This is a genomic window from Pannus brasiliensis CCIBt3594 (genome assembly GCF_036688125.1).
In the GTDB taxonomy this organism is placed as follows: domain Bacteria; phylum Cyanobacteriota; class Cyanobacteriia; order Cyanobacteriales; family Microcystaceae; genus Pannus; species Pannus brasiliensis.
The window spans coordinates 1-5,754 of the sequence record NZ_JBAFSM010000100.1 but is presented as its reverse complement, the minus strand read 5'-3'; the positions used below and the strand labels follow the sequence as shown (position 1 = coordinate 5,754).

The following is a 5,754-nucleotide window of genomic DNA, read 5'->3' as shown; positions in this document are numbered from 1 at the left end:
GTAATTGGTTCGCACACTGTTGCTACTGTACCTCATCTATCTGAGAAAGGCTGTACCCCGAATGGGGTTCGATAGGCAAGACATTTTCGATGGCGATTGTTACTTAAGTTGACCACTTTTTGAACTTCCTCCGGTTTGACGATTTTCAAGTCCGTTCCTTTGGGAAAAAATTGTCCGATCGGAAAAGGCGAAAGAACAGATGAAGAAACATCCAGAGTGGCGAGAAACGAAAAGTGGGAAGAGTACCCTCAATAATTTACGCTTATTCCTACAACCTCTCTACTATTTTAATCTTCTTAAACCTTGGTCAGCGGTGCTTTTTACACCGCATATCCTTCGATTGTTCTGTCGTCCATTTTTCACGCTCGTCCGGTTGACAACTTCCCTGTTAGACCAGATCTTTCCCCGAGATTTCTATCTCTCCCGACCCTAGAGCGATAGAACAGCGGTAATATCGCGACAATACCGTATAATATTCTTATAACTAAAAAGCCTCGTGACTGATTACTCCGACACATTTTTACTTCGGGCTACCTCTCGAACCGAGCGTTCTCTCCCCCTCATCGCGAGAACTAGTTTCAACCCGCGCCAGACCGTCCTTCGGGAGCGAATTTTTCAAAGATCGCCGATTTTCGGAAATTTCCCGGTTTTCCCGCGCCGAAAATCCGGTTCGCTGTCGCGTGGGCCGGGATAAGCGGTAAACTGGAAGACAGATCCCGATTCTTGAAAAAGAAGGAGACTATCTACTCGTATGCGTAACGGAGCGATCGCCACAACGAAACCCCCGAAATGCCGAAACACCGTCCACAGACTGGCTATCTTAGAGACGGTGCTTCCCTCGGGGGCTTCCACGGTGTATCCCTCCCTATCAAAAACACAGGAGGCGCGGATGTATATTTAGGGTTTTCCATTGCCTGGACTGCCGGAGCAGTGTTCGGCGGTAGCTTTTTCTCGCTTGCTATCAGTATAGCATAAAGCGCGAAACAGGTAAGTATTGTCAAAATTTTCGGTTCCGTCCGATAACAAGGAATTTTGACGGAAACCCCGTCCCCTACATCCTCCCGCTCTCCTAGACGTTTCAGCAGGAGAGACGAATGCTATTTTCTCTTTCAAAGATCCCCCGCGACCGACGGGGCGAGCGCCCTACCGCTCTTGTAGGCGGGCGAGCGTTCTACCGATCGCCCGATAGTCCTCCTCTCTCTCTCGTAGAGGGGGGGACGGAGCGGCCGATCGCTCTCTCGGTCCGGTCCGAGTCACCCTGAACCGACCCCTCGGACCCGATGCCGATTCGGGACGGGGGGGAGGTGAATTATCCGGTTCTGTCAAAGAAGAAAAAGCCGGTCGCGCCTCGGTTCGATGGTGACAACTCGCCCGATCTTATTTTCCCGATCGGATTTCCATCCTCGGTTGATATCTCTCAAGCGATGTCCGCCTCGACGGGGGCCACTCGGCCAACATACAAACATCACTTCCATTATCAACGACCGGGAAAAAGGAACGGGCGGTAGGATCACCGAACCGACCCGCGAGACTGGCGAATACCTAGAGGAAATCGCCATGCACGAAACTCGATACCCTGACGGCTCCCGCCACCCGCGCGGGGGAACGAGAGCTATTCCGGCTCGCGAGCGTTATTTCCGCGGTCCGGCTCGGGAACGGCTACCACTTCCGAAAAATCCGCGAGCGGCGGAACCCGCTATTACCGAGAAGATCGTCCACATCTTCCCACCCCGGACGAACGCTCGGTTAACGTTCGCTCCGCGAGGGGGTGAATCATGACCCCGCGAAACCCCGCCCCAGCGACCTTCTCCCCCGAACCGCCTCTAACCGTCTCCCCCTTTCCCCGGATAAATGACGCTCACTACCGCGAGTGGTTAGACAGCGCCATCGACCCCGGACTGATCCGTTTAAACCTGATCTCGCTCGACGGGTTCGCGCCTTTCGATTACCTCCTCTACGCGGACTCCTTACCGCGACGGAACGGGGGACGCGTGAGCGATGGCATCCTCAAGCGGTACGCGCATATCGAGAACGGCGGTTGGTGGTGCGGCACGATCGATCCCGTCACCAGAGAAGCTTCTCTCTGGGGTTGTTTCAAACCCGATACCCCCCGCGTCGATCTAGAGAAGCGCAAGCCGATCAAGTACGAACACCCGCCGAAAGTCCCCACCGAAGCGTTTTTCCTCGTTCCCACCCGCGAGATCGTCGCGAGGATCGTTCGTCGTTCGGGATCGGACATCTACCGCTCCTGGCTCGATCGCTTCACGGCGGCGATCGATGACTACCTCGATCGCTATTCCGAAGCCCTGTCCGTCGAGGAACGGCGCGAGTTCGATCGCCTCCGCGAGATCGTCGTCGGGGGGAAACGGACCGGGATTGATCGCTATCTCCAAAAACTTCAACCCGCTCTCGACCCTCCGGGGATCGGGGACTTTTTACAGGGGGCCGATCCCGGTTTCTGGCCGTGGGCGGTAACGATCGCTCTCCCCCTGACGATTACCGAGGGGGCGAAAAAAGCGGGGGCTTTAATGAGCGCGGGGTACGCGGCGATCGCTTTACCGGGGATCTGGAACGGGATTCGGACACCGAAGGACGGGGACGGCAATCCGGTCGGGGAATCCTACCCGATCCCCGCTCTGGAAGTTTTTACCGCGGTGCCGAGGGAGTACACTTTCTGTTTCGACCGGGAGGGACGGCCCGCGACCGCGGAAGCGGTACGAGAGGCGATCGGGAAGACCGGCCACCTTCTCGCGAGGGCGGGGGGAACCGTTACCGTCGTCCGCTGGACCCATCCGGAAAAGGGCGTTGACGACCTGATCGCCGCTCGGGGACGTTCCGCCTACGAGACGATCTATCTCGCCCGTCAATCGTTGGAGGCTTACCGACTGCGGGAGCTTTTCGATCTCGGCGATCGGGTGAATCTCACCGTGGACCGGCGTTACCTCGACGTGGAGATCCCGGACGACGCGCCCTTTATCGCTCTCAAGTCCGCGAAGGGGACGGGAAAAACCGAATTGATGGCCGCTCTCGTCGGTAAAGCCCTGGCCGCCGGGCGACCCGTCCTCGTGATCGGGCATCGGGTCCGGCTCATGACCGAGCTATCGAACCGTTTCGGGATCAACTACCGATTGGAGGCACTGAACGACGAGTTGGGAACCCTTCTCGGTTACGCGTTGTGTATCGACTCCCTGCATCCGGGGGCTACCCCCGCGTTCGACGCGAGCGCTTGGGAGGGCGCGTTCGTGATTATCGACGAGGTGGAACAGGTACTCTGGCATTCCTTAAGTTCCTCTACCTGCCGTTTCCAGCGGGTCAACATCCTCGCCTCGTTGCAGGGATTACTCCGAACCGCCCTGTCCACCGGGGGACGACTCTGCATCGCCGACGCGGATCTCTCGCGGGTGTCGATCGATTACTTGAAACGGCTGATCGGTTTCCCGGTCGATCCCTGGATCGTTCAGAACGTTCACGTTCCCGTCCAGGGGAAACGGAAGCTCTACAGTTTCGACGGGAACGACGCTTCGGAACTCCTCGCCGCTTTGGTCGAGGCGATCGAGCGGGGGGAAAGGGTTTTCGTCTGCACCGCCGCGCGGGAGATGAAATACCGGTTCTCGACCGCGAATCTGGAAATTTTCTTGAAAGAGCGGTTTCCCGATCGACCCCTGTTGAGGATCGATCGGGACACGGTGAGCGAGCCGGATCATCCCGCCGCCGCCGCGATGGAGGATCTGGGCCGGATTCTGGCGAACTACCCGATCGTCCTGGCCAGTCCGACGATCGAGACCGGCGTAAGTATCACGGGCGATCTCTTCAATAGTGTTTGGGGCATCGCCTCCGGGGTGCAGACCGTTAACGCCGTGTGTCAGTCTCTCGAACGGATTCGGGCGGATATCCCGCGTTACCTGTGGGCGCGCTCCTATAGCCCGCTCCGGATCGGCAACGGTTCCACCAACGTCCGCTCGTTGCTCAAGAGCGAACACGAGAGCTATCGGTCTCTCGCGGGGCAATTGAGCTTTTTCGATTCGATCGTCGCCGATGACACGACCCGTCCGGAGTCGTTACACGCTTGGAGCGAGTACGCGCTCAAGGTCAACGCGGAGGCCGTTCGCTACCGGGCCGCGCTGTTGGAGAAGCTGGAGGCCGAGGGGTACGAGATCGTTCCCGTCGAACCGACCGGGAGAGGGGAGGAGATCCGGGAACGACTCGATCGAAACAAGGACGAGAACTACCGGCGGCAGGTGGAGGCGATCGTCGCGGCCCCGAACCCGGACGACGAACGATTTCGGGAACTGGTCGAGAAACGGGGATTGACCGCCACCGAAAGACTCGGGAAACGGAAGGGGGAATTGTGCCGGCGGTATCTAACCGAAGATATCACCGCGGGTCTCGTCGGGTTGGACGACGACGGTTGGTACTTTAAAATCCGCCTTCACTACTATCTGACGACCGGGCGGGAGTTTCTAACCGAGCGCGATACCCGTAGCCTGAATCGTCTGGCCGAGGAGTGCGGGGGGATCGTCTTCAAGCCCGACGTTAATCGAACCCTGCTGACCTCGTGGGTGCGGGCTTTCGAGTTGTTGGATCTGACGCGTTACCTCGATCCGAACGTCGAGCGCTCGGAGAGCGACCTGGAAGAACTACGGGAACGGTTGCTACCCTATCGTTTCCAGATCCGCTCGGTATTCGGGATAACGGTTAGCGAGGAAGGTAGCGCGGTGAAACTGTTAGGCGCTTTCCTCGATCGTCTCGGGTTGAAGATGAAGTGTATCGGTCGTCTCGGGAGCCGGGACGAACGACAGCGCTACTACCGGCTAATTTCCCTCGATCCCGACGGACGGGGCGAGATTTTCGCCCGGTGGCGGGAACGCGACGCGACGCCGGCCGAGACTTCGATCGCTCCTCCGGTCTCGATCGCTCCCGAACCCGTTCCGAGCGAGTTGGCCGACAGCGTGGAAGACGCGCGGCAGATGCTGGAAACCGCGGTCGGGGAACCGGTGGAGTTAACCCGCGACGTGATGGACGCGATCGTCGCGGGGTTCGAGGGCGCGAACAAAGTCGGGCTTTCGATCTGGAACGCTTTGAGCGCCCGCGCGAGAGATTGGATTCGGGATATCGCTCCCGAAGGCTTCCGCTGGCTGACGGGTTGAGGAAATTTTTCAACCCCGGGTAATTGGAATCTTCTCTCTAGAACACGGGAAAACGAACGCCCCTCGACGGGGAACGGGTTCTCGGTGATTTCTACTGTCCGTCGAACGGGGTAGAGGGGACAATCTTCACCTTTTCCCCGCGTCGGGCTACTTTCGTTCGCCCCTTTTCGAGGTCGGGACGGGGTTTTCGTCGGGCTTCTCGGGACAATGACCGCGAGCGGGCGATCGATCCGGACGGAACGGGGGGGTTTTTCACTTTTCCAGGGGGGATGACGGGGGGGCTTCTTCGTTGGTGTCCGGATTGTCTGTATAGTATCTTCTCCCGACCGAACCGGACACGCCCTGTAGCGATCGGGGTGCGAAGCTCTCGACGGAAGGGGAAAGAGCCTCCTGGAAAATCGTCCACGGGTAGTGTTTTTTATGTAGTGATAAAAATGTCATTTTAATAGTATTTCTGGATTATAGTCGTGAATAAAACGCCAATTCAAATCTGAATTGGCGGGTTCTTTCCCGTTCCCGGTAGCCCTCAAGAAATAATGATGATAGAATAGCCGCCGAAACCCACGTCTCTTTCCGCCATGCCTAATTGCCCCGCTTGTTCGTCCTC

General features: G+C 57.9%; 3 protein-coding genes. 2 read left to right on the top strand and 1 reads right to left on the bottom strand.

Translation table 11 applies throughout. The features are described 5' to 3' along the window. Positions 1-199: 199 nt before the first annotated feature. Entirely contained in the window at positions 200-433 is a 234-nt protein-coding gene (locus V0288_RS24760) for a hypothetical protein (protein WP_332867876.1), read from the top strand. A gap of 1,342 nt (positions 434-1,775) precedes the next feature. Then, a complete protein-coding gene (locus tag V0288_RS24755; protein WP_332867875.1) occupies positions 1,776-5,147 on the top strand; it encodes a plasmid replication protein, CyRepA1 family in 3,372 nt (1,123 codons plus the stop codon). A 252-nt stretch (positions 5,148-5,399) separates the two neighbouring features. On the opposite strand, the gene V0288_RS24750 is transcribed toward V0288_RS24755, so the two are convergent. Then, on the bottom strand, positions 5,400-5,588 hold the full coding sequence (locus V0288_RS24750) for a hypothetical protein (RefSeq protein ID WP_332867874.1): 189 nt from the start codon (positions 5,586-5,588) through the stop codon (positions 5,400-5,402). Positions 5,589-5,754 lie beyond the last annotated feature (166 nt).